This window comes from Lactobacillus delbrueckii subsp. delbrueckii DSM 20074 = JCM 1012, from assembly GCF_001433875.1.
GTDB lineage: Bacteria > Bacillota > Bacilli > Lactobacillales > Lactobacillaceae > Lactobacillus > Lactobacillus delbrueckii.
Map to the genome: position 1 here is coordinate 1 of NZ_AZCR01000020.1, position 22,993 is coordinate 22,993.

General features: G+C 48.8%; 17 protein-coding genes and 4 pseudogenes. 14 read left to right on the top strand and 7 right to left on the bottom strand.

The window, feature by feature from the left end:
• Positions 1–48: 48 nt before the first annotated feature.
• Positions 49–1,264: pseudogene (locus tag FD23_RS11035) on the bottom strand (IS4 family transposase); the annotation flags it as partial.
• A gap of 287 nt (positions 1,265–1,551) precedes the next feature.
• Between FD23_RS11035 and FD23_RS04420 the strand changes: the two are divergent.
• The gene (locus tag FD23_RS04420; protein ID WP_025895777.1) at positions 1,552–1,734 is read left to right on the top strand and encodes a zinc-ribbon domain-containing protein; all 183 of its coding nucleotides are present in this window, start codon (positions 1,552–1,554) and stop codon (positions 1,732–1,734) included.
• Between the two features lie 467 nt (positions 1,735–2,201).
• Here the strand turns inward: FD23_RS04420 and FD23_RS11040 are convergent.
• Positions 2,202–2,351: pseudogene (locus tag FD23_RS11040) on the bottom strand (transposase); the annotation flags it as partial.
• 166 nt (positions 2,352–2,517) lie between these two features.
• Here FD23_RS11040 and FD23_RS04425 point away from each other — a divergent pair.
• Positions 2,518–3,168: an HD domain-containing protein gene (locus FD23_RS04425; protein ID WP_025895779.1), complete on the top strand. Its 651-nt coding sequence runs from the start codon at positions 2,518–2,520 to the stop codon at positions 3,166–3,168.
• 150 nt (positions 3,169–3,318) lie between these two features.
• Here FD23_RS04425 and FD23_RS10370 read toward each other — a convergent pair whose 3' ends face one another.
• A complete protein-coding gene (locus FD23_RS10370; protein ID WP_080988390.1) occupies positions 3,319–3,510 on the bottom strand; it encodes a hypothetical protein in 192 nt (63 codons plus the stop codon).
• Between FD23_RS10370 and FD23_RS09670 the strand changes: the two are divergent.
• From FD23_RS09670 to FD23_RS10375, 10 genes and pseudogenes are all read left to right on the top strand, one after another.
• A pseudogene (locus tag FD23_RS09670) lies at positions 3,422–4,998 on the top strand (peptide ABC transporter substrate-binding protein). The gene FD23_RS10370 and the pseudogene FD23_RS09670 overlap by 89 nt on opposite strands.
• A gap of 243 nt (positions 4,999–5,241) precedes the next feature.
• Complete coding sequence (locus tag FD23_RS04435; protein ID WP_052933535.1) at positions 5,242–6,870, top strand: peptide ABC transporter substrate-binding protein; 1,629 nt, start codon at positions 5,242–5,244, stop codon at positions 6,868–6,870.
• A 229-nt stretch (positions 6,871–7,099) separates the two neighbouring features.
• The gene (locus FD23_RS04440; protein WP_052933536.1) at positions 7,100–8,728 is read left to right on the top strand and encodes a peptide ABC transporter substrate-binding protein; all 1,629 of its coding nucleotides are present in this window, start codon (positions 7,100–7,102) and stop codon (positions 8,726–8,728) included.
• Positions 8,729–8,901: 173 nt separating this feature from the next.
• Positions 8,902–9,616 (top strand): annotated as a pseudogene (locus FD23_RS11045) (ABC transporter substrate-binding protein); the annotation flags it as partial.
• Positions 9,617–10,040: 424 nt separating this feature from the next.
• The gene (locus FD23_RS04455; RefSeq protein WP_025895780.1) at positions 10,041–11,687 is read left to right on the top strand and encodes a peptide ABC transporter substrate-binding protein; all 1,647 of its coding nucleotides are present in this window, start codon (positions 10,041–10,043) and stop codon (positions 11,685–11,687) included.
• Between the two features lie 429 nt (positions 11,688–12,116).
• Positions 12,117–13,037, top strand: a complete 921-nt coding sequence (opp3b, locus tag FD23_RS04460; RefSeq protein ID WP_011543589.1) for an oligopeptide ABC transporter permease — start codon at positions 12,117–12,119, stop codon at positions 13,035–13,037.
• A gap of 21 nt (positions 13,038–13,058) precedes the next feature.
• Positions 13,059–14,090 carry an ABC transporter permease gene (locus FD23_RS04465; RefSeq protein WP_052933537.1) on the top strand — a complete coding sequence of 344 codons (1,032 nt, stop codon included), beginning with the start codon at positions 13,059–13,061 and terminating at the stop codon, positions 14,088–14,090.
• A 13-nt stretch (positions 14,091–14,103) separates the two neighbouring features.
• Complete coding sequence (locus FD23_RS04470; protein ID WP_013439040.1) at positions 14,104–15,147, top strand: ABC transporter ATP-binding protein; 1,044 nt, start codon at positions 14,104–14,106, stop codon at positions 15,145–15,147.
• 14 nt (positions 15,148–15,161) lie between these two features.
• Entirely contained in the window at positions 15,162–16,115 is a 954-nt protein-coding gene (locus FD23_RS04475; RefSeq protein WP_025895782.1) for an ABC transporter ATP-binding protein, read from the top strand.
• 46 nt (positions 16,116–16,161) lie between these two features.
• Positions 16,162–16,329, top strand: a complete 168-nt coding sequence (locus FD23_RS10375) for a DUF975 family protein (protein ID WP_155760718.1) — start codon at positions 16,162–16,164, stop codon at positions 16,327–16,329.
• A 132-nt stretch (positions 16,330–16,461) separates the two neighbouring features.
• On the opposite strand, the gene FD23_RS04480 is transcribed toward FD23_RS10375, so the two are convergent.
• The 3 genes from FD23_RS04480 to FD23_RS04490 all read right to left on the bottom strand — a co-directional run bounded on the left by FD23_RS04480 (position 16,462) and on the right by FD23_RS04490 (position 19,651).
• Positions 16,462–17,775: a C1 family peptidase gene (locus FD23_RS04480; protein ID WP_052933538.1), complete on the bottom strand. Its 1,314-nt coding sequence runs from the start codon at positions 17,773–17,775 to the stop codon at positions 16,462–16,464.
• A 52-nt stretch (positions 17,776–17,827) separates the two neighbouring features.
• Positions 17,828–19,141 (bottom strand): C1 family peptidase, encoded by a 1,314-nt coding sequence (locus FD23_RS04485; RefSeq protein ID WP_025895783.1) that lies wholly within the window; start codon positions 19,139–19,141, stop codon positions 17,828–17,830.
• Positions 19,142–19,237: 96 nt separating this feature from the next.
• On the bottom strand, positions 19,238–19,651 hold the full coding sequence (locus tag FD23_RS04490; RefSeq protein WP_002877230.1) for an Hsp20/alpha crystallin family protein: 414 nt from the start codon (positions 19,649–19,651) through the stop codon (positions 19,238–19,240).
• A gap of 227 nt (positions 19,652–19,878) precedes the next feature.
• Here FD23_RS04490 and greA point away from each other — a divergent pair, with 227 nt between their 5' ends.
• A complete protein-coding gene (gene greA / locus FD23_RS04495; RefSeq protein ID WP_002877232.1) occupies positions 19,879–20,340 on the top strand; it encodes a transcription elongation factor GreA in 462 nt (153 codons plus the stop codon).
• Between the two features lie 81 nt (positions 20,341–20,421).
• Here greA and FD23_RS04500 read toward each other — a convergent pair whose 3' ends face one another.
• A complete protein-coding gene (locus FD23_RS04500; protein ID WP_052933539.1) occupies positions 20,422–21,711 on the bottom strand; it encodes an adenylosuccinate synthase in 1,290 nt (429 codons plus the stop codon).
• A gap of 184 nt (positions 21,712–21,895) precedes the next feature.
• Here FD23_RS04500 and FD23_RS04505 point away from each other — a divergent pair, with 184 nt between their 5' ends.
• The gene (locus FD23_RS04505; protein WP_025895785.1) at positions 21,896–22,888 is read left to right on the top strand and encodes a GMP reductase; all 993 of its coding nucleotides are present in this window, start codon (positions 21,896–21,898) and stop codon (positions 22,886–22,888) included.
• Positions 22,889–22,993: the final 105 nt, after the last annotated feature.

Consider the following 22,993-nt stretch of genomic DNA (forward strand, 5'->3'; position numbering starts at 1 on the left):
AGGAGTCATTTCCCGATCGAGCTCTTATTTCAAAATAAAATTGCCTAAAATCGTTGATAACACTTGACTTAGAGTAGAAAAGAGCTCGCCTATTGTCCTATCATCTTCATCATCTCGCTTCTCAGCTGACATGAACATATAGCGCAGAAAGACGAAAGCCGTATGGGCAGTAGTACCGAGCTTCAAGAAACTCTTGCAGGTCTTGAAGAAGACCTCGATATCCCATCTTTTGCCGTAAATTCTGATGATCTCATTTTCATCGATCGTCATGTCCGTGCAAATGAGAGCGATCCAGTCTTTGCGGCTGGAGCGATTTCTTACGCAGACTATTCTGGCATCAATCTGGGCACCATCTTTGGCAGGATCTCCAACCTTTACAGGGACTGATAGGAGATATCTTGAACGGCCTCGACGCTTCTTGCATGTGTTGAGGATCTGCTTGACGTTCGTCCGCTTTCCTTCGAACTCGTATGTGATCTTGGAGCTCTTCTTCACCATGGCGATTACGTTCAAACCACGTTGACTGATTTGAACAATCTGATGAGGATTGGAGAACTAAGTGTCAAACATGACGTACTTGGCAGTGAGCCCTGCTTTCAAGGCTTGATCGAGCATCTGGATAACTACATCGGTCCCCTTTGATTGGTCCATAATCCGCCTCTTGGCCGCGATTGTGCGCTTGTCGATCTTCTTAGTCGTCCCGATGACATTCTGATCGTTCTTTGAGGACAAGAGTGATGAAGCGATTGGAACGAAGGAGGATCCATCAGTCCAACCCATGGTCATCATCCGAAAGCCCTTTTTGTAGGTCATCGAAACGTGGTCAAATACTTTGGCAGCCAATTCAGTCTTCTTGTATCCAGTTCTAGAGTAGAGCGAATCGTCAAAGATGAAGCAATCGGCACGTTGGTCAGAAGTCAGATCTTTCAGGTGCCCATTGACGATCCTCTCAGCTAGCAGAATAGTGAGGCGAAAGTTGATATGTGGGTTCTGCATGAATCGATAGTAGGTGTTTTTTGGAGAAGCCAGCAGTACACCTGCCAGACTTCTGTTGCATGTACATGCTTCTGTCTGGAAACACATTACTGAAGATGTATGAAAGGATCGACCAAAGTGGAATTCCTTTGGACTTGCGGAGCCCACATCTACGGAGAAGCTCCATAACTTTGTAGTCCTTGAAGAACTTTTCAACAGAACGGGCAATTTTAGGTTCGTTTTCAGTATCGAATGATGGTAGACATAGCGCAAGCCTTTCGTTTGATATTGATGATGTTTTGGTCGACTTAATTGTATCAAGCGAACAAAGGCCTTGTGCTTTTTTATTAGCTACACTATTGAATTTTCAAGGTACAAGCTCACTTTTGTAAGTGGGAAGTTTAAGATATAATAAAGTTTTTTATGTTTCTTGCATTTTTTTAAATCATATGATATAGTATGTGTTGCATTGGTAAATCAATGGCTTAACCAATTTTTGTGCATTTCACTCTTCATTTTTGGAGATATGATATGAACCCTAATTAGCTTAATCCATAATGAAGAGGAGATATTTAAATGCAAGATAAAACTATAGTATGTAAAGATTGCCACAAGGAATTCGTATTCACTGAGGGTGAACAGGAATTCTACAAGGAAAAGGGTTTCGATAACGAACCTCAGAGATGCCCTGAATGCAGAAAAGCAAGAAAACAGGAAAGAAGAAACTTCAACAACAATAATTACAATAATTATAGATAGTTTTCGGGGAGGCCTTAGGGTCTCCTTTTTTATTTGCCTTAATTTAATTTTTGTTATTTTAACTATAGATGTTTACAAATTTCTAAAAACTATATAATAATATAAATGACTATTGATTATATTATAGGGAGTTGAGAGTTTATCGTGAATAAAAACGGAGTTATTGCTGCCATATTAGCCTAATATAGGGATATTATACCCTTTTTTCAGACATTGATAATAGTAACATCGTTTATTCAAGATAAACTCTTTTTGCTGCTATTTTATATATTGCAGCTGCGGCATCAAAATCAAAACAGATTTCAAATGTCAGTAATGGAAGAGGATTAAATTACCCTCTTCCATTTTTTATTGCTACCCTATACTATACTGAATTTCATAAATTTATATATAACACACTAACACACTAAAAATCTTAGAGACAAAATAACAAAAATTCGTAGGTATTACATTATGAGCATTTTAGATGAAAGGATCGACCAAAGCGGGATTCCTTTGGACTTGCGGAGCCCACATCTACGGAGAAGTTCCATAACTTTGTAGTCCTTGAAGAACTTTTCAACAGAACGGGCAATTTTAGGTTCGTTCTTAGTATCGAATAATGGTAAACTAGACATAGCACAAGCCTTTCGTTTGATATTGATGATGTTTTGGTCGACTTAATTATATCAAGCGAACAAAGGCCTTGTGCTTTTTTATTGGCTAAACTATTGAATTTTCAAGGTACAAGCCCACTTTTGTAAGTGGGAAGTTTAAGTAATTACAGCATACATGGAGGTAAAAATGGAACGGAAACTGATCGCGGATTTTGTCAAAGAAAACCTGGCTGAAGAAAGAACGGGGCATGACTATTACCACGGCAAGCGGGTGGCAGTCTTGGCTGAAAGAATGCTGCTGGCGGATCACCCGGAGGCTGGGCAAAAGAGCCGGGATATTGCTTATACGGCGGGCTTTGTCCACGACACGATCGATGAGAAGGTTTGCCCAAACCCAAGTGAAGTTTTAGCCAAATTGCGGGAAGTCTTTACGACTGCTGGCTTAAGCGCAAGCGACCAGGACAATGTCTTTTTCGCGATCGAGCACATGTCTTTTTCCAAAAATATTGACCGCCACTACCGGCTCTCTTTAGAAGGAGAGTACGTCCAGGATGCCGACCGGCTGGAGTCTTTGGGGGCCATGGGGATAGCCCGGGCCTTCGTTTACAGCGGCAAGCACGATGACAAGATCTACGATCCGGAAATCCCGCCGATGGAACTGGTCAGCCATGATCAATACCGGAATCATGAAGAAACTACGATCAATCATTTTTATGAAAAGATTTTTAAGCTGGAAGGGCTGATGAACAGCCGGGCGGCCCAAAAAGAAGCCCGCCGGCGGACAGAATACATGCGGGATTTTGTCCGTGAATTTAGACATGAATGGGATTTAGATTAAATTTAAAGAAGCTTACCTCTTATTAAGAAAATACAGAAACATTTAAATAATGCCGAGAATCCTTGCTATACCAATTGATCCTGGAAATAACAGATGGATTTCAAATGAAACTATCCTCGCTTTTCTTTAACACAAACATTAAACTTTTGGTTAGACATGTGAGTCAATCATCAGTATAGACAAGTAAGGAGAAAGCACAATGAAAGTTTCCAAATTTTTAGGAGCTGGAGCAGCGGTAACATTATCTGCTTTAATGCTGGCGGCCTGCGGCTCAAGTTCCTCATCTTCCAAGTCGACCAGAAAGACCTTGAACTGGACGGTCGCGTCAGAAATCCCGACCATGGACTTGTCCAAGGCCACGGACGCTACTTCCTTCAACCAGATCTCCAACACCATGGAAGGGCTCTACCGGCTGGCAAGAACTCTAAATTGGAAAAGGGGCTGGCAACCAGCGAGAAGGTCTCTAAAGACGGCTTGACTTACACTTATACCCTGCGCAATTCCAAGTGGAGCGACGGTACGGAAGTTACGGCCAAGGACTTCGTCTACTCCTGGCGAAGAACGGTTAACCTGAAGACGGCTTCCCAGTATTCTTACCTTTTCTCCGGGATTAAAAATGCCGATGCCATCGTAGCTGGCAAGAAGTCAGTCAACAGCTTGGGGATCAAGGCTGTCGGCAAGTACAAGCTGGTTATCACTTTGGAACGGCGGATTCCTTACTTTGACAAGCTGATGGGCTTTGCGGTCTTTTTCCCGCAGTCTGAAAAGGCGGTCAAGAAGTACGGCTCTAAATACGGTACGGCTTCCAAGTACATGATCTACAACGGTCTATTCGTGCAAAAGGGCTGGACCGGGTCCAATCTTTCCTGGAAGATGGTTAAGAACAAGTACTATTGGGACAAGAGGAGCGTCAAGCTGAACACGATCACTTGGAGTGTGCAAAAGACGCCATCAACTTCTTACAACCTTTACCAAAGCGGCGAGCTTGACTACACCAGCCTGGACTCCTCACAAACCAAGCAGCTGAAGTCAACCAAGGGCTACACCACCTTGAACCAGGGGGCAACCTTCTACATGCAGTTCAACATTGCCAAGAACAAGTACCTGGCCAACACCAACATCCGGAAAGGCATCTCTTTGGCCGTCAACCGGAAGGGACTGGTTTCATCACTTGGTGGCAACAACGTGGAACGTGGCGGCCAATACTCTGACCCCGCCAGGCTTAACCGATGTCAACGGCAAGGACTACACCAAGCTGCTTTCATCATCAGCTGAAAGCCTCTACCCGTCCTCAACCAAGAAGAGCGAGGCGGTTAAGTACCTCAACAAGGGCATGAAGCAATTGGGCGTAAGCAAGTTCAGCTTCAAGATCCTGGCTGACGACACTGACTCCGGCAAGAAGACAGCGGAACTGCTGCAGTCCAACATCGAAGCCACCTTCGACAGCAAGGTCAGCGTCACCGTCCAGAATCTGCCGTTCAAGACCCGTCTTTCCCAGTCAACTTCCAGCAACTTTGACCTTGTCATCTCCGGCTGGAGCGCCGACTTTGCCGACCCGATCTCCTTCCTGGACCTGTTCACTTTCACCAATTCTGAAAACAACGGTAAGTGGAAGAACGCAACTTATGACAAGCTGATCGCTGACTCCAAGACCACGTCTTCAACCAGCAAGCGCTGGAGCGACCTGACTAAGGCAGAAAACATCCTGCTTAAGGATGCCGGTGTTACTACAGCACGACCGCGTCTTTAATCCGGCCGAGCGTCAAGGGCGTCATCCAGAACCGGGGGACTTGGAACTTCAAGAACGCCTACATCACCAGCAGCAAGTAGCGGTATAACAGCAAAATTAAAAGAATTTGACAAGAAGCGACCGTACGGCCGCTTCTTTTTTATCTTTTTTCTTGTTATTTTTCGCTTATTTTTTCGGCAAAAATTTATTTTTCTTTAAGTTAGTCCTTGAAAAGAGTCTAACTTAGAATTATAATTAATTTATCGTGTTGACTGAGGGACGGCTTTAAGCTGTGTTGGCCATCTTTTCAGCCCAAACAAATATGTGTTATAAGGAGAAAAAAGATGAAGTTATCTAAGACTTTGAGCGTTGGTGTAACTGTGCTGGCATCAGCTGCTCTCTTGGCTGCCTGTGGCAGCAACAGCAGTAAGGAATCCTCTTCTTCAAAGAAGACTTTGAACTGGACGGTTGCTTCTGAAATCCCAACCATGGACTTGTCCAAGGCCACTGACGCTACTTCCTTCAACCAGTTGTCAAACACTATGGAAGGTTTGTACCGTTTGGGCAAGAACTCCAAGCTGGAAAAGGCTTTGGCAACCAGCGAAAAGGTTTCTAAGGACGGTAAGACTTACACTTACACCCTGCGCAAGTCCAAGTGGAGCGACGGCAGCGAACTGACTGCCAAGGACTTCGTCTACTCATGGCGCAGAACTGTTGACCCAAAGACTGCTTCTCAATATTCCTACCTCTTCTCCGGGATCAAGAACGCTGACGCGATCGTAGCCGGCAAGAAGAAGCCTGAAACTCTGGGCATCAAGGCTGTTGGCAAGTACAAGCTGGTCATCACTTTGGAACGCCGGATTCCTTACTTCGACAAGCTGATGGGCTTTGCTGTCTTCTTCCCGCAGTCAGAAAAGGCTGTTGCCAAGTACGGTTCTAAGTACGGTACGGCTTCTAAGTACATGCTCTACAACGGGCCATTTAAGCAAGTTGGCTGGACTGGCTCAAACCTGTCTTGGAAGATGGTCAAGAACCCATACTACTGGGATAAGAAGAACGTCAAGCTTGACACGATCACTTGGAGCGTACAAAAGACTCCATCAACTGCTTACAACTTGTACCAGTCAAACAAGCTGGACTACACTGGCCTGGATGCTTCACAAGTCAAGCAATTGAAGAACCAGAAGGGCTACGTAACCTTGAACCAAGGTGCTACCTTCTACATGCAGTTCAACGTTGCCAAGAACAAGTACCTGGCCAACGCCAACATCCGCAAGGCCTTGTCACTTGCTGTTGACCGGAAGGGCTTGACTTCATCCCTGGGCGGCAACAGTGTTCCAGCCAACACTTTGACTCCAACTCAATTGACTGACGTTAACGGTGAAGACTACACTAAGCGGATCTCCAAGTCTGCTAAAAGCTTCTACCCAGCTTCAACCAACAAGAAGGAAGCCGTTAAGTACATGAACAAGGGCTTGAAGGAATTAGGCGTAAGCAAGTTCAGCTTCAAGATCCTGTCTGACGACACTGACGCCGGCAAGAAGACTACTGAATTCCTGCAATCAACCTTCGAATCAACCTTCGGCAACAAGGTTAGCGTTTCAGTTCAAAACCTGCCATTCAAGACCCGTCTGTCACGGTCAACTGCCGGCAACTTCGACATCGTTGTCTCCGGCTGGAGTGCAGACTTCGCTGACCCGATCTCTTTCCTGGACCTGTTCACTTCAACTAACCCAGAAAACAACGGTAAGTGGAAGAACACTTCCTACGACAAGCTGATCGCTGACTCCAAGACTACAGCTTCAACCAGCAAGCGTTGGGACGACTTGACTAAGGCAGAAGACATCCTGCTGAACAATGTCGGTGTTGCTCCGCTTTACTACAACACTAACGCTGCTTTGATCCGTCCAAGCGTCAAGAACGTCATCCAAAACCGTGGGACTTGGAACTTCAAGGACGCCTACATCAAGTAATCAAGCAAAAAGAAGAGGCTCAGCCTCTTCTTTTTTGTCCTATAAGTATTTTTAGATTGACTTGTATCTGTTTTTGGATATTTAGATTGTTGAAATAAAATAGCGCTTTTTCTTAAAAATACTTGAAGAAGCATAAGCAAAGAACTATAATGAAAATATCATTAAATGCTGCTGTAGAGCTTTAATTTGTGTAGGCGCTGGAACAGTCAGTAAAAGCAAGGAGAAAAAGATGAAATTATCTAAGACTTTAAGCCTGGGAGCCACGGTTCTGGCTTCAGCAGCGTTGCTCGCTGCTTGTGGCAGCAATAGCAGTTCTTCTTCATCCAGCAGCAAGAAGACCTTGACCTGGATGGACTCAGCCGAAATTCCAACGATGGACCTCTCAAAGGCCACCGATGCGGCTTCCTTCAACCAATTGTCAAACACCTTGGAAGGTTTGTACCGTTTGGGCAAGAACTCCAAGTTGGAAAAGGGCTTGGCAACCAGCGAAAAGGTCTCCAAGGATGGTAAGACTTATACCTATACCCTGCGCAAGTCCAAGTGGAGCGACGGCAGCGAATTGACCGCCAAGGACTTTGTTTACTCATGGCGTAGAACGGTTGACCCAAAGACTGCTTCTCAATATTCTTATCTCTTCAGCGGGATCAAGAATGCTGATCAAATCGTTGCAGGCAAGAAGAAGGTTGACACTTTGGGAATCAAGGCTGTTGGCAAGTACAAGCTGGTCATCACTTTGGAACGCCGGATTCCTTACTTTGATAAGCTGATGGGCTTTGCTGTCTTCTTCCCGCAATCAGAAAAGACGGTCAAGAAGTACGGTTCTAAGTACGGTACGGCTTCCAAGTACATGCTCTACAACGGTCCATACAAGCATGTTGGCTGGACTGGCTCCAATTTGTCATGGAAGATGGTCAAGAATCCATACTACTGGGACAAGAAGGACGTTAAACTTGATGCTATCAAGTGGACTGTTCAAAAGACGCCATCAACTGCCTACAACCTCTACCAGTCAAACAAGCTGGACGCCACTGCCTTGGACTCTTCACAAACCAAGCAATTGAAGAACCAAAAGGGTTACACTGAACTTAACCAAGGCGCGACCTTCTACCTGCAATTCAACATTGCCAAGAACAAGTACCTGGCCAACGCTAACGTCCGCAAAGCCTTGTCATTGGCGGTTAACCGGAAGGGCCTGACCACCACTCTGGGCGGCAACAACCAGCCAGCCGACACTTTGACTCCAACCCAATTGACCAACGTCAACGGGGAAGACTACACCAAGCTGATCCCAAGCTCAGCTGAAAGCCTGTACCCGGCTAACCCGAACAAGAGTGAAGCCGTTAAGTACATGAACAAGGGCTTGAAGGAACTGGGCGTAAGCAAGTTCAGCTTCAAGATCCTGTCTGACGACACTGATGCCGGCAACAAGACCACTGAAGCTTTGCAGTCCAACTTCGAATCAACCTTCGGCAGCAAGGTCAGCGTCAGCGTGCAAAACCTGCCATTCAAGACCCGTCTGTCCCGGTCAACTGCCGGCAACTTTGACATCGTTGTCTCCGGTTGGAGCGCCGACTTCGCCGACCCGATCTCCTTCCTGGACCTGTTCACTTCAACCAACCCAGAAAACAACGGGAAGTGGAAGAACGAAACTTACGACAAGCTGGTTGCTGACTCCAAGACTACTGCTTCCGCAAGCAAGCGCTGGAGCGATCTGAGCAAGGCTGAAACCATCCTGCTGAAGGATGCCGGGATCTCACCATTGTACTACGACACTAATGTCTGGATGATCCGTCCAAGCGTCAAGAACGTCATCCAAAACCGTGGGACTTGGAACTTCAAGGACGCCTACATCAAGTAAAAACAAGCTAGCTAAAGCTTAGAAGAGAACGCCGGAAGGCGTTTTCTTTTTGCCTGTTTTTATTTTTAAAAAGGGGTAAAAAATTAAAAAATCCCCATTATAATTATATTTAAGTTATAGCTTTTAATTTCAGCACAATCTAAGTTTGCCTTTTAATAAAACGAGGTGCAATTATGAGAAAAGAGAAGTTATTCGCTACCGGCTCAGTTTTGCTCGCCTCAGCTGAGCTTCTGGCAGCCTGTGGCAGCTCATCAAGCAAGTCAAGCTCATCATCCAAGGCACAAAAATTGTCCTGGACGGAAGCTGCCGAATTGACGACCATGGACCCGTCCAAGGCTACCGACCGTTACGACGCTGACCAGTTCAACAATGTCATGGAAGGTTTGATCAGGCTGGGCAACAATGCCAAGCCAACCCCGGGGATCGCCAAGAGCTGGAAGGAAAGCTCTGACGGCAAGACCTGGACCTTCAACCTCCGCAAGGGCGTAAATGGGCCAACGGGGATGAAGTTACCGCCCAGGACTTCGTCTACTCCTGGAGAAGAACGGTCAACCCAAAGACTGCTTCTGAATACGCCTACCTGTTCTCCGGCATCAAGAACGCTGACGCGATCGTTGCCGGCAAGAAGGCAGTCAACACTTTGGGCATCAAGGCTGACGGCAAGTACAAGCTGACGGTGACCCTGGACCGGAGAATCCCATACTTCAAGCTGTTGATGGGCTTCTACATCTTCTCGAAACCAACTTGAACGCCCAACAAAGCAAGCAGCTTAAGGGGACGACCGGCTGGACTGTCAGAAAGTTTGCCTCAACCAAGTACCTGCAATACAACATCGCCAAGGACAAGAACTTAGCCAACGCCAACCTGCGTAAGGCCATCTCCCTGTCCAAGACCACTGGGTCAACCGCAACCCGCTGGAAGGCAATGGTGGCTGCTGAACGGGCCCTGCTGGAAGACCAAGGGGTTGGGTTTTACCCCGCTGTATTACACCAACGAAGCTACCCTGGTTAAGACCAGCGTCAAGGGCGTTGTCTTCAACGGTGCCGGCTCACCTTACAACTTCAAGGAAGCCTACATCAAGTAGTTTAAGTAGTCTGGAAAGCAGCAAATTAAGCTGACAGATTTTTTAGAAAACGGAGCCCTGGCTCCGTTTTCTTTTTGCTATATACAATTCTGGCTATTTCTCTTTGCTGGTAAATTTAGAATTGTCAAAAGCCTGGAAATCTTCTATAATGAAAAAATGATTAGATACTGATGGATTGCTAAAAATGTGTTTTACAAAAAAGTTTTTTGGCCAAGAGAGGACAAAACAGTGAGTAATTTTAAAAAGCTTCTGACGGCAACTGTCGCCGTATCCGGCGCCTTCTTGCTGGCAGCCTGCAGCAAGACCGCGACCAAGTCGGCCAAGCCTGTGTCCAGCAGCGGATATGAAAAGTCAATCAACTGGATGACCACTTCTGAACTGGAAAGCCTGGACCCGGCCAAGGCCGACGATACAGCCAGTGAGGAACAGATCGCTAATACCTATGAAGGCCTCTACCGGCTGGGCGAAAACTCCAAAACCGTTCCGGGCGTGGCTACCAAGAGCACGACCTCTAAAGACGGCTTGACCTGGACCTTTTACTTAAGAAAGGGCGCCAAGTGGTCAAACGGGGACCCGGTAACGGCGGAAGATTTCGTTTATGCCTGGCGCCGGCAGGTTGACCCCAAGACTGCTTCCAGCCAGGTCAACAACTACGAAGGCATCAAGAATGCTATCAAGATCTCTGAAGGCAAGAAGAAGCCGTCCAGCCTGGGTGTCAAGGCCGAAGGCAAATACAAGCTGGTTGTGACTTTTGAAAAGAAGATTCCTTATTTTAAGGTCGTTACGGCCATCAGCTTGAAGCCGCTGGACTCCAAAGCTGTCAAGAAGTACGGCAAGCGCTACGGTACCAAATCCGTCTATGCCGTCTACAACGGGCCTTTCAAGTCCGTGGGCTGGACTGGGTCCAACCTGACCTGGAAGCTGGCTAAGAACCCGTATTATTGGGATAAGAAGGCAGTTAAGCTGGAGACGATCAACTACAGTGTCCAGAAGACCCCGTCAACTGACTACAACCTCTACCAGACCGGGAAGCTGGACGCGGCCATCTTGGACACCCAGGCAGCTAAGAGAATGAAGGACAAGAAGGGCTACCGGGTTCTGACCTTGGGCAACACCACCTACCTCTGCTACAACTACAAGAAGAAAAAGATCTTCCGTAATGTCAACTTGCGCCGGGCCATCTCCATGGCTATCAACCGCAAGCAGCTCTTGTCCACGATCGGTACCTACAACACCCAGGCCAAGACCTTCTCAGCCACCAACGTGGTTTTAGACGGGAAGAATTTTGCCCAGGAAGCGGAAAGTGCCAACTCCAGCGTGAACAAGTACGTGGAATACGACCTCAAGTCCGCCCGCAGTTACTTCAAGAAGGCCTTGAAGGAACTGGGCGTCAAGAAGGTTTCCTTTACTCTGATGGCTGACGACGACGACAGCTACAAGAAGCAGACGGAATTCATCCAGAGTGCCTTGACTGAGGCTTTTGGCGGCAAGATGACCGTTTCCGTCAACAACCTGCCAAAGACGACCCGGGTTTCCCGCCAAATTGCCAATAAATTTGACGTCGTTTTAGGCGGCTTGACCAGTGACTTCCCAGACCCATACCACTTCCTGGCTTACATGCAGTCTGGCCAGACCTACAACTTCGGCAAGTGGAAGAACAAGGAATACGACAAGGCAGTCAAGGCTTCTTTGACCATGGACAAGACCAAGCGCCGCAAGGCCCTGCTCAAGGCGGAAAAGATCCTAATCGACCAGGAAGCTATCAGCCCGCTTTACCACATGGGTCAGGCCTGGATGATCAGACCAAATATCAAGAACCTGGTCTTCAACGGCGAATACCCAGACTTTAAGACAACTTACGCGGTTAAAAATTAAAATTTAACCGTGGTATATATAATTAAAAGTTGAGACGTTAGCAATAACGCTCAACTTTTTCTTTATTTCGGGATTTATATCCGGGAATAAGATATTTTTTGGGCTAAAGGAGGGAGGCCACTAAAGATGTCTGCTGGCTGAAAGTTAAGAAAATTAGTTTTTACAGGAAAAAAGACTAATATTTTTATCTTAGCCGAACACTTATTTTAAAAAAGGTCAGTCTAAGTTCCAGATAGACTCAAAAAAGAAAAAGCAAAGTTTAAGTTAGTTGCCAAATGATGGGAAAAACGGACAAAAAGCCCGTAGTGCTTGACTTTTAGGGGCACAGTTTTATATCATCGTATGGTAATTTCTTTATTTTTTGGTATAATAAGAAAAATATTAAAAATGTAATGCTGATTAAAGCGAAAAAGTGTAAGGAGCAATACTATGGCTAAATACTTACTAAAACGTATTTTCTACATGATCCTCACTTTGTTCCTCGTTGCGACGATTACCTTCTTCTTAATGAAGATGATGCCAGGTTCTCCGTACGCCAACGAAGCAAAGATGACGGCTACCCAAAAGGCAATTATGAACAAGCAATACGGCTTGGACAAACCTGTTATTGAACAATACATCACTTACCTGGCTGGCGCCGCGCATGGTGACTTTGGGATTTCCTTCCAATACAGCAACCAGCCTGTTTCCAGCTTGATCGGGGCGCGTTTGGGCGCTTCTGCTCAATTGGGTCTGCAAGCTCTGGTTGTCGGGATTATCCTGGGGATCATCATCGGCTCAATCGCTGCCGTGAACCAAGGTACCTGGATCGACTCCACCGCGACGATCGTTTCCATCATCGGTAAGTCGGTTCCTAACTTCGTTCTGGCGGTATTGCTTCAATACTACATCGGCTTGAAGCTGGGCTGGTTCCCAATCGCCGGCTGGGGTGAAGCAGCACAGACGATCATGCCGACGATCGCCCTCTCGGTAGGGCCGCTGGCCGAAACAGCCAGATTTATCAGAACGGAAATGGTCGACACCTTGAGTTCCGACTACGTTGAACTGGGCAAGGCCAAGGGTCTTAGCCGGATCGAAGTCATCAGAAAGCACACCCTGCGTAACTCAATGATTCCATTGGTTACCTTGATCGGGCCATACGCCGTTGCTTTGATGACTGGTTCAATGGTTATCGAAAACATCTTCAACATTCCTGGGATCGGGGAACAGTTCACCAAGTCAATCCTGACTAACGACTACCCGACCATCATGGGTGTAAGTATGGTTTACTGCTTCGGTTTGGTGGTAATCCTGCTGCTCACTGACATCGTGTACAGTCTGATCGACCCACGGATCAGACTGACTGACTAACGGAAAGCGAGGTTAAAATCAATGGATCAAGACGCAAGTAACGTAAAGATCACACCTGAATCCTTTGAACACGTGGAAAAGGGTGACACGCAAAGCGCGGAACACATTTCTGGTCCCTCACTTTCTTTCATGCAGAACGTGTGGATCAGATTCAAGAGCAACAAGGCAGCCATGATTTCCGCTGTGATCATCATCGTGATGGTGGTTATCGCTTTTGGTTCCAGCTTCTGGATCAACAACTCCAGCTTGGTTAAGTCAGCTCCGCAATACGCCAACCTCCCGGCCAAGTGGAAGGGCTTTGATTGGCTCAACGGCTTGAACGGGAAGATCAAGCAAAACGGCGTTTGGACTGATGCTTACGCTTCAGTGCCAGCTGGCAAGTACTTCGTTGCCGGGACCGACTACCTGGGCCGGTCATTGGCTCAAAGAATCATCTACGGTACCAAGATCTCCTTGATCGTTGCCGTGGTTGCGGCCTTCTTCGACCTGGCCATCGGGGTTGCCTACGGGATCATCTCCGGTTGGAAGGGCGGCATGACTGACAACATCATGCAACGGATTATCGAAATCATTTCTTCAGTTCCTACCCTGGTTATCGTTGTTTTGATGCTGGTTGTCTTAAAGCCCGGCATCACTTCCATCATCTTGGCCCTGGCCATTTCCTCATGGACGACCATGGCTCGGCAGATTCGGGCCGAGACCTTGTCGCTGAAGAATGAAGAATACATTCTGGCAGCCCGGTCCTTGGGCGAATCAACCTTTAAGATCGCTACCAAGCACCTGATTCCAAACCTGTCCAGTATCATCATCATTCAAACCATGTACACCATCCCGAGTGCCATCTTCTTCGAAGCCTTCCTGAGTTTCATCGGTATCGGTATTTCCGCGCCTGAAACTTCACTGGGTGTGCTTTTGAACGAAGGGCAGAAGAACTTCCAGTTCCTGCCATACCAAATGTGGTACCCAGCAGCAGTCCTCTGCGTTTTGATGATTGCCTTTAACCTGCTCGGTGACGGTCTGCGTGATGCCTTCGACCCTAAGGGTCAAAGATAAGGGAGACGAACATATGGCAAATAGAATTTTAGACGTTAAAAACTTAAAGATTGACTTCCACACTTACGCTGGTGAAGTTAAGGCCATTCGTGACGTTTCATTCCACCTTGATGAAGGTGAAACTTTAGCGATCGTTGGTGAATCCGGTTCAGGCAAGTCCGTTACCACCCGGAGCATCATCGGCCTTTTGGCCAAGAACTCCCAGATCATGGGTGGGCAAATCCTTTTCCACGGCAAGGACCTGCTGAAGATTTCCGAAAAGGAATGGCAGCAGATCCGTGGTAACCAGATCGCCATGATCTTCCAGGACCCAATGACTTCTTTGGACCCGACCATGAAGATCGGCCAGCAGATTGCTGAACCATTGATCAAGCACAAGGGCGCTTCGAAGAAGGAAGCCTGGGCTAAGGCCTTGGAAATGATGAAGGCCGTTGGTATTTCGAACGCTGAAGAAAGAATCAACCAATACCCGCACCAATTCTCTGGTGGTATGCGGCAAAGAATCGTTATCGCCATTGCCTTGATCTGTGAACCGGAAATTCTTTTGGCTGACGAACCAACTACTGCCTTGGACGTTACTGTGCAAGCTGAAATCCTGGACTTGATGAAGGACTTGCAAAAGAGGGTCAAGACTTCCATCATCTTCATCACCCACGACTTGGGTGTCGTTGCCGGGATGGCTGACCGCGTTAATGTTATGTACGCCGGGGAATTTTTGGAAAAGGGGACGGTTGACGAAATCTTCTACAACCCGCAACACCCTTACACTTGGGGCTTGATCAACTCCATGCCGACCCTGACCAGTGAAAAGCTGGAATCAATTCCAGGGACCCCGCCAGACTTGCTTGATCCGCCAAAGGGCGACCCATTTGCCCCGAGAAACAAGTACGCGATGAAGATCGACGCGCAAATGAAGCCGCCGTTCTTCAAGGTTTCAGAAACCCACCAAGCTGCTACCTGGCTCCTGCACCCAGACGCGCCAAAGGTTACTCCGCCTGATGAAATCGTGCGTCGCTGGGAACACTACAAGGAATTGCAAGCAGCTGACAAGGATTAAAGGAGAAGCAGAATATGCCAGAAGAAAGAAAAAAAATTTTAGAGGTCAAGCACTTGAAGCAATACTTCAAGAACGGACGCACCGTCACCAAGGGTGTCGACGACGTCAGCTTCGACATCTATGAAGGTGAAGTCTTCGGCCTGGTTGGTGAATCAGGTTCTGGTAAGACCACCACTGGCCGGTCAATTTTGCAGCTGTACAAGCCAACGTCCGGTGAAGTCCTCTTTGAAGGCAAGGATGTGGCCAAGCTGCATGGCCGCGACGAACAATTGGCTTTCCGCCGCGACGCGCAGATGATCTTCCAGGACCCATACGCTTCCCTTAACCCAAGAATGACGGTTGAAGACATTATCGCGGAAGGGCTGGACATCCACCACTTGGTTAAGGACAAGGCAGAACGGCGCAAGCGGGTCGAAGACCTGCTGGAAACCGTTGGTTTGAACCGTAACCACGCTTCCCGTTTCCCACACGAATTCTCCGGTGGTCAGCGGCAAAGAATCGGGATCGCCCGGGCTTTGGCCGTTGAACCGAAGTTCATCGTGGCCGACGAACCTATTTCAGCCTTGGACGTGTCCATTCAAGCCCAGGTTGTCAACTTGATGATCGACTTGAAGAAGCAGCATGACTTGACTTACCTCTTCATCGCCCACGACTTGTCCATGGTTAAGTTCATCTCTGACCGGATCGGGGTTATGCACTACGGTAAGCTGCTGGAAGTCGGCAGTGCTGACGAAGTTTACGAACACCCGCTGCACGACTACACCAAGAGTTTGATCTCTGCCGTGCCGCAACCAGACCCGGAAATTGAACGGTCCCGGAAGCGGATCGATTACGAATATGGCAAGTTCGAAGGCGACGGCAAGGACGACCAACGGTCCATGCACGAAATCCGTCCAGGCCACTTTGTTAAGTGTACTGACGATGAAGTTGCCTACTACGAAAAGGTTGCCCAAAGCTACGAGAAGTAGTTTGATAAAGCAAATAAAGAGAGAGAGCTCCAGCGAGCTCTCTTTTTTGTGTTTCGTCTATTTTTCGTTCTTCGAATTGAGTTTTATCGGCTGGAACATTCTGGCCGGCCTGTCCTTGGGGATCGGCTTCCTCTGGCTGGTGCCATACTACAACGCGGCTCACGCTGAGTTCTACCGGACTTTAGCCGGCGACCAGTTTAAGAGCAAGGATTAAGTCCAAAGTAAAAACCGCTCAAGTTCTGTTAGAGAACTGAGCGGTTTTTTTGTGCTTAATCTCGGTGAAGGGCGGCGATGACCAGGCCCAGCATGACGAGCGAGATCAAGCAGACGATAATCAGCGTACCCATTAGGCTAATGAGTCCCAAGGAGCAAGTTCAACAGGAGTTGAAGAGAGCAACTCTTGCTGGTCCTTGGTCAAGTATTTCTTGTGGACAACGACTTCGTAGACGTATTCCTTGAACCAGTTGTGGCTCATGACGAAGAAGCCCTTTTCCCCGGACTTGTCGCCCCAGGAGTTTTCCACCTTCCATTGGCGGATGTCGCCCTTATCTTCATCAACCCCGACTAGGGTCATGGCGTGGGAAACTTCACCAGCGCCGGTAGCCAGGCGGTCAGCCTTGGACAGGCTAAGGTCAATGTCAAAGAGGTCTTCCAGCTTGTAGAGGTCAGTGTCCAGGTAGCCGGTCTTACGGTCCATTTGCCGCAGGACGTCGTTGCCGAACCAGACAGCTTCCCCGTCCTTTAATTGGGCAACAGCGGCTTGCTCCAGGTATTCCATCGGCACGTTCAAGAAGAGGATCGGGCTGCCGCCTTCAACGTTGTCTTCAGCGCCCAGGTGGTAGAGCTTGCCGTATTCGTGGTCTGGGGCGTTGGTCAAGACCACGTAGTCGTCCAGGTCGACGTCAAAGTACTTGTTGAAGAAGGAGACTGGGGTCAAGTTCTTTTCCAAGTGGTAGTTCTTGTCGTCGTCTCTGTATTCCAGGTCAAAAGTCTTTGGCGGTTCACCAACGGCGATGGCAACCATCCGGTAGATTTCGTTTAAGAAGGTCTTGCGGGCCTTTTCCAGCCCTTCCTGGTCACCTGCTTGAGCCAGGCGGCGCAAGGCCAGGGCGTCTTTTCTTTCCTTGTCAGCCAGGGCGCTGGCCAAACCGTTAGTAGCGGAAGTGTTGAAGCTTTCAGGCATAACGTAGCTTGGCACGACACCATACTTCTTGACCAAAGAGATGGCCATGTGCCATTGGCCGCCGTCGTGGCCGGCGAAGTCGAAGTAGCTGCGGACTTCCCGGTCGTCTAATGGTTTATCAGCGGTTTCGATCACTTTTTCATAGAAAAGGTTGGCTCTTTCCAGCTTGTCCCAGAAGAAGTTGTAGCTTTGGGACAGGGTAAAGTTCTTGGCCTTATGCTTGGCGCCGAAGTCGTGGCGCAAGACGTTCAAGGTTGAGAAAAGCCAGCAGCGGCCGGACTGCTTTTGGTTGGTGACGTTGTCCGTTGGCAATTCAGTTGAAAAGACCCGGGTCAGGCGTCCAGTCACGCGTTCATTGTAGGATGCTTCAAGCACGCCGCTTCTGGCGGCAGCACGGGCGATAACCTGGTTCTTTGGGTCAGCATTGAAATTGGCGCTGAATTCCGCCAATTCCTGCAGAGTTAATTCATGACTCATATTTTTTTCTCCTTTTGTTTTAATATTAACAAGTCAATGTTAACATACCTGCTTAAATTAAGGAATCCCAAGGATCAAGTTCGATCGGCTGGTTCTTGAGCAGGTCCAGGATTTCAGCCGGCACGTGCTTCTTTTGCACGGCGACCTCGTAGGTGTATTCTCTGAACCAGTCCGCGCTCATGGTGAAGTAGCCCTTTTCCCCGGACTTGTCGCCCCATGAGTTTTCCACCTTCCATTGCCGGACTTGCCCGCCGTCCACGTCAACTCCAACCAGTGCCATGTCGTGGGAAGATTCCCCGATCCCGGTAGCTAGGCGGTCAGCCTTGGACAAGTGGCTGTCGATGTCCAAAAGCTGGTCCAGCTGGTAGAGATCCAGGTCCATGAAGCCGGTCTTGCGGTCCATCTGCCGGCCAACATCATTGCCGAACCAAACAGCTTCCCCGTCCTTCAGCTGGGCAATCGCCGCGTCTTCCAGATATTCCATCGGCACGTTGATGAAGAGGTTAGGGTAGCCGCCCTTAATGTTGTCTTCAAAGCCCAGGTGCAAGACCCGGTTCATTTCATGGTCTGGGGCATTAGCCAAAACCACATAGTCGTCCAGGTCGGTCGCGCAGTACTTTTTGTAGAACTGGACCGGAGTCAAGCCCTTGTCCAAGTGGTAGTTCTTGTCGTCGTCTCTGAATTCTAGGTCAAAAGTCTTCGGCGGTTCACCCAAGGCCGTAGCCATGATCCGGTAGATCTGGCTTAAAAAGTCGGTCCGGGCCGCCTCCAACTTTTCCTGGTCGCCTGCTTGCGCCAGCCGGCGCAGGATCAAGGCGTCTTTTCTTTCCTTGTCGGCCAAAACCATGTCCAAAGCCTGGCTGTGGTTGCTGTTGAAGCTTTCCGGCATGGCGTAAGCTGGCACTACCCCGTATTTGGCGATGAGGGAAGCCGCCATGTGCCACTGGCCGCCATCGGTCTGGCACCAGTCAAAGTAGCCGCGGACTGTCCGGTCAGTCAAAGGCCGGTCAGCCGTCGCAATGATCCGGTCGTAGAAGTAGTTGGCCCGTTCAATCTTGTCCCAGAAAAAGTTGTAGCTCTGGGAGAAGGTGAAGTTCTTAGCCTTGTTGGCCTTGCCAAAATTGTGCCGGACCACGTTCAAGGTTGAAAAGAGCCAGCAGCGGCCGGATTGCTGCTGGTTGGTGACATTGTCAGTGTCCAGCTCGATGGAAAAAGTCCGGTTCAGCCGCTGGCTGACGGCCGGATTGTGGGCGGCGTCCAAGAGGCCGCTGCGTCTGGCGGCCCGAGAAATTACTTGATTTTTAGGATCAGCGTTGAAGTCCCGGCTGAAGGATTCCAGCAGCTGGGGGCTTAATTCGTGTGTCATGAAAAATCTCCCTTAGCAATAGATGATTGTAGAATAATCTTACGCTAAAGAGGGCAAAAAAAGAAGCCCTAGCGGGCTTCTCTAAGCACTCTGGGCTTATTCGATAGTAATCGTGTCTGCGTTTTCTTCTGGAGCTACCTTTGGCAGGGTAACCGTCAAAACGCCCCCGTCAAGCTTGGCGCTAATGCCTTTCTTGTCAACGTTCGGCAGGCTGAAGCTTCTGGAAACTGACCCTTCGCTGCGTTCCTGGCGCAAGAGGTTCTTCTTCTTGTCGCTGTCATCCTTGAAAGTGCTACGGTGGGCGGAAATCGTCAAAATCCCGTCAGTGTAGGAGAGGTGGATGTCATCCTTGCTCATCCCCGGCACGTCGATCTTGACGGTGTATTCGTGCTCATCTTCAGCAACGTCTGATTGCAAAATGTTTCTGAAAGCGTGGCTGTCCAATTTGTCGAGCCAGTCGCCCATGTGATCGAACAAGTCGTTGTAACGGTTCATTAAATCATTAGTCATAATCTAAAACTTCCCTTCACCAAATTATGCAAATTGCTTTTTACAAATAGAGGCGGGGAGAGAAGCGGCGGAGCCGCTTTCTTTCCCGACAACTATATTATAGTCCCTTTTAGGAAAAATGGCGTAATTAGCACTCAGCTTTTTTGACTGCTAAATAAAATCTTTGGCAAAAAGACCTGGGCGGGCTATAATGATTTAAAAATAGAAGTGAAAGGCGACTGGCGAGCATGGTATATTATCAGAAAATGACTCCCGAGGGCTACAAGCAGATTGAAGACGAGATCGCGGCCTTGAAGGCTGACCGGCCCCGCCGGGTGCAGAACCTGAAGGAGGCCCGGGCCCTGGGCGACTTGTCCGAAAACACTGAATATTCAACCGCTAAAAGAGAACTCCGCCACCTGGACAGCCGGGTCCGCTACTTGAACAAGCAGCTGAAATACGCGGAAGTCATCGAAACGGTCAACGACGGTAAGGTCAACCTGGGCAAGCAGGTGGAAATCCGCTATGAAGACGACCAGGAGGTCGAAGAATACCGGATAGTCGGCAGGATGGAAGAGGCCGTAGGGGACGGAAAACTGCCCTTTGACTCGCCTTTGGGCCACGCTTTGATGAAGCACAAGGCCGGAGACCGGGTGACGGTTGAAGCCCCAATGGGGGACTATGAAGTGACCATTTTGTCGGTCAAGTAGTAAACAGCAGAAGAAAATATAAAGACAAGAAAAACCGTTTCGCCAGGCGAAACGGTTTTTGTGTTGATATTTTTTACCGTCTTACAGAGTCCATGGGTCTTGCAAAACGATGGTTTGTTCCCGGTCTGGGCCGACAGAAATAGTCACGACAGGGATGCCAGTGATTTCACTGATCCGCTTGACAAAGGCCTGGGCCTTTTCTGGCAGGTCTTCCCAGCTCTTGGCGCCGGTGATGTCTTCTTCCCAGGCTGGCAGTTCTTCGTAAACTGGCTGGCAGGCTTCAACTTCCTTCAAGCTGGCTGGGTAGTAGTCAATTTGCTTGCCGTTTAAGTCGTAGGCCACGCAGATCTTGATCTTGTCAAAGCCGCTGAAGACGTCCAGCAGGTTCAAGCTCAAGGCGTTGATCCCGGCTACGCGCTTAGCGTGACGGAGGGCAACTGAGTCAAACCAGCCAACCCGGCGCGGACGACCAGTAACAGTACCGTATTCGTGGGCGATGTCCCGGATTTTGTCGCCGGTTTCATCGTGCAGTTCAGTTGGGAACGGGCCGGCACCAACTCTGGTAGTGTAGGCCTTGCAGATGCCCAGGACAGTCTTGATTCGGTTAGCCCCGATCCCGCTGCCAGAAGCGATCCCGCCGGAAACTGAGTTAGAAGAACTTACGAATGGGTAGGTACCCTGGTCGATGTCCAGCATGATCCCTTGGGCACCTTCAAAGAGGACCTTTTCGTCCTTGTCCAGGGCGTCGTTGACGTAAAGGGAAGTGTCGCAAACGTACTTGGCGATTCGCTTGCCGTATTCAACGTACTTGTTGTAGATTTCGTCAAAGTCCATGGCTGGCTTGCCGTAAACTTTGGTGAAAAGGGCGTTCTTGCTTTCCAGGTTGAAGCGGAGCTTTTCCGCAAAAGTTTCCGGATCGATCAGGTCGCAGACCCGGATGCCGATTCTGGAAGCCTTGTCCATGTAAGTTGGCCCGATCCCGTTCTTGGTGGTGCCGACCTTCAGGTTGCCCTTGGCTTCTTCTTCATAAGTGTCTTGCATTACGTGGTAAGGCATGATGACGTGAGCGCGGTTGGAGATCTTCAAGTTGCTTGTGTCGATCCCGCTCTTTTCCAAGTTGTTCAGTTCGCCCAGGAGGACTTTAGGGTTGATAACCACCCCGTTGCCGATCACGGCGCCCAATTTAGCCGCGAAGATCCCAGATGGAATCACGCGCATCTTGAATTCCTTGCCGTCAAAGTCGATCGTGTGGCCAGCGTTGTTACCGCCGTTAGCGCGAACTGACAGGTCTGCCGTTGTTCCTAAAAAGTCTGTAATCTTACCCTTGCCTTCGTCGCCCCATTGGCTGCCGACAACTGCGATTGATGTCATTTTTTCACCTCAAAGAATATTTCGTAGAACTTACGTTAGAAAGGTTAGCATTTACCGGGCAATTAGTCAACAAGAAATCCGAATAATGTTTTCGAAAAGTTCGTGAATAGTTCGAATGAGCCTTGACTTTTATGGGAAATGTCAGTAAAGTATCAAAGGTACTTTAAAAAGGAGCTGGCAAAAAATGAGCAATTATTTCAGCATGGAAGCGTTTGATTATGATGATATCCAACTGGTGCCCAACAAGGCCATCGTGAAGAGCCGGAAGGAATGTGCTACGAGCGTCAAGTTTGGAAACCGAACTTTCAAGATCCCAGTCGTTCCCGCCAATATGGAAAGCGTCATTGACGAAAAGCTGGCGGTCTGGCTGGCCCAAAATGGCTATTACTATGTCATGCACCGCTTCCAGCCCGAAAAGCGGGCCGACTTCATTAAGATGATGCATGAGAAGGGACTTTTTGCATCGATTTCCGTAGGCGTCAAAGACGATGAATATGACTTCATCGACGAATTGGTGGAAAAGGACTTGATCCCGGAATACACCACGATCGACGTGGCCCACGGGCACTCAGTCTACGTGATCGACATGATCAAGTACATTAAGGAAAAAATGCCGGACACCTTCTTGACGGCCGGCAACGTGGCAACGCCGGAAGCCGTCCGGGAACTGGAAAATGCCGGCGCGGACGCTACCAAGGTGGGGGTTGGCCCGGGCAAGGCCTGCATCACCAAGCTCAAGACCGGTTTCGGGACTGGCGGCTGGCAGCTGGCTGCCCTCAGAATGTGCAGCAAGGTGGCCAGAAAGCCTTTGATCGCTGACGGGGGGATCCGCCACAACGGTGACATCGCCAAGTCTGTTCGCTTCGGGGCCAGCATGGTCATGATCGGGTCAATGCTGGCCGGGCATGAAGAGTCCCCGGGCAACGTGATCAAGATCGACGGCAAGACTTACAAGCAATACTGGGGTTCAGCCAGTGAAGTGCAAAAGGGCTCCTACCGCAACGTTGAAGGCAAGCAGATGCTGGTCCCTTACCGGGGCAGCATCGCTGACACCTTGGAAGAAATGAAGGAAGACCTGCAGTCTTCCATCTCTTACGCCGGTGGCCGGGACCTGGAATCAATCAAGCGGGTCGACTACGTGATCGTTAAGAACACGATCATGAACGGCGACTATTAAACTGGATTTTTGGAAAAAGAGGCTGAGTGATATGACCCCCGAAATTAGGACACTAATTTCGGGGGTTATTTTCATGACTAAATACACTAAAGAAATCAAACTTGC

What these genes read in the sequence shown, in the direction of transcription:
- FD23_RS04420 (WP_025895777.1), top strand. Translation starts at nt 1,552, where the DNA reads ATGCAAGATAAAACTATAGTATGTAAAGATTGCCACAAGGAATTCGTA.
- FD23_RS04485 (WP_025895783.1), bottom strand. Translation starts at nt 19,141, where the DNA reads ATGACACACGAATTAAGCCCCCAGCTGCTGGAATCCTTCAGCCGGGAC.
- FD23_RS04475 (WP_025895782.1), top strand. Translation starts at nt 15,162, where the DNA reads ATGCCAGAAGAAAGAAAAAAAATTTTAGAGGTCAAGCACTTGAAGCAA.
- FD23_RS04425 (WP_025895779.1), top strand. Translation starts at nt 2,518, where the DNA reads ATGGAACGGAAACTGATCGCGGATTTTGTCAAAGAAAACCTGGCTGAA.
- opp3b (WP_011543589.1), top strand. Translation starts at nt 12,117, where the DNA reads ATGGCTAAATACTTACTAAAACGTATTTTCTACATGATCCTCACTTTG.
- FD23_RS04490 (WP_002877230.1), bottom strand. Translation starts at nt 19,651, where the DNA reads ATGACTAATGATTTAATGAACCGTTACAACGACTTGTTCGATCACATG.
- FD23_RS04435 (WP_052933535.1), top strand. Translation starts at nt 5,242, where the DNA reads ATGAAGTTATCTAAGACTTTGAGCGTTGGTGTAACTGTGCTGGCATCA.
- FD23_RS04440 (WP_052933536.1), top strand. Translation starts at nt 7,100, where the DNA reads ATGAAATTATCTAAGACTTTAAGCCTGGGAGCCACGGTTCTGGCTTCA.
- FD23_RS04500 (WP_052933539.1), bottom strand. Translation starts at nt 21,711, where the DNA reads ATGACATCAATCGCAGTTGTCGGCAGCCAATGGGGCGACGAAGGCAAG.
- FD23_RS04465 (WP_052933537.1), top strand. Translation starts at nt 13,059, where the DNA reads ATGGATCAAGACGCAAGTAACGTAAAGATCACACCTGAATCCTTTGAA.
- greA (WP_002877232.1), top strand. Translation starts at nt 19,879, where the DNA reads ATGGTATATTATCAGAAAATGACTCCCGAGGGCTACAAGCAGATTGAA.
- FD23_RS04480 (WP_052933538.1), bottom strand. Translation starts at nt 17,775, where the DNA reads ATGAGTCATGAATTAACTCTGCAGGAATTGGCGGAATTCAGCGCCAAT.
- FD23_RS10370 (WP_080988390.1), bottom strand. Translation starts at nt 3,510, where the DNA reads ATGGTCGGGATTTCTGACGCGACCGTCCAGTTCAAGGTCTTTCTGGTC.
- FD23_RS04470 (WP_013439040.1), top strand. Translation starts at nt 14,104, where the DNA reads ATGGCAAATAGAATTTTAGACGTTAAAAACTTAAAGATTGACTTCCAC.
- FD23_RS04505 (WP_025895785.1), top strand. Translation starts at nt 21,896, where the DNA reads ATGAGCAATTATTTCAGCATGGAAGCGTTTGATTATGATGATATCCAA.